This window comes from Streptomyces sp. NPDC059900 (genome assembly GCF_050270335.1).
Classification (GTDB): domain Bacteria; phylum Actinomycetota; class Actinomycetes; order Streptomycetales; family Streptomycetaceae; genus Streptomyces.
Genome location: NZ_JBNNJZ010000895.1, coordinates 1,393 through 2,294, shown reverse-complemented (window position 1 = coordinate 2,294; position 902 = coordinate 1,393). Strand labels below are relative to the sequence as shown.

Genomic DNA, 902 nt, shown 5'->3' with positions numbered 1-902 from the left:
CGGCCGTCCCAGGCCGGGCCCACCCTTGTCTGCTGCCGCAGCCGGCGGCCGCGCACCGCCGGGCGTTCATGCGGGAGTCAGGTACTCATCACCACCGGTACCAGCGGCCCTTGCGGCCTCCGCTCGCGGCGGGCCTGATCACGAAGCCCAGCAGCCACACCACCAGAACAATGACCGCGATCCACCACAACGCCTTGAGAGCAAAGCCCGCACCGAAAAGAAGCAGAGCCAGAAGAAGAACTACCAGCAGGGGAACCATTGTTATTACCTCCTGGCCACCATCTGCTCTTGACCCACATCCACAAACACGTAAAGAAGTGGGTTTCTTTGTCGCGGCATAGGGCATCCGATCGCACCCTCGAATGCCGCCTGCCATCTGCTATCTGTTCGCGTGATGCCTGATGCCTGACGCCTGCTGGTGAAGATTCGAACACCTGAAGTTTGACCGGGCATTGAGCGGCAACACGGTCCGCATGGCCGGAGAGAGAAGACCCACTGAAGGCAACGCGAAGACCACAGCCGCCAAGAAGCGGTCCACCGCGAGTACAGGAGCGCGCAAGGTGAACACCACGGCACAGAAGGCAAAGCAGGAGTCGGCCGAGGCCGCCGAAAAGGCAAAGGGTTCCGCCGGAGAAGCGGCCGACGCCGCCGGTTCCGGTGCGCATTCCCTCGGTCTCGCGACCCAGCGTGCAAAGCAGGCGGCAGCCGCGGGCATCGAAAGCGGCGGCAAGACAGTGGTGTCGGCCACCGGCAAGGTCGCTTCGACGGCCGTCGCCGGCTGGACCCTGGTCAAGAACCGCAAGGCCATCGCCGCAGGCACTGCCGCGGGCCTGGTCAGCGTGGCCGGTGTCGCCTTCACCGCCGGACGCCGCACGGCGAAGGTCCAGGGCGGCCCGCTGACC

At 65.5% G+C, this 902-nt stretch carries 2 protein-coding genes; one reads left to right on the top strand and one right to left on the bottom strand.

Going from position 1 to position 902, the window contains the following annotated elements:
• Positions 1–88: 88 nt before the first annotated feature.
• Complete coding sequence (locus ACQKIP_RS45420; protein WP_361189904.1) at positions 89–259, bottom strand: hydrophobic protein; 171 nt, start codon at positions 257–259, stop codon at positions 89–91.
• 301 nt (positions 260–560) lie between these two features.
• Here ACQKIP_RS45420 and ACQKIP_RS45415 point away from each other — a divergent pair.
• On the top strand, positions 561–902 hold a 342-nt coding region (locus ACQKIP_RS45415), incomplete at its 3' end, for a hypothetical protein (RefSeq protein WP_427745676.1).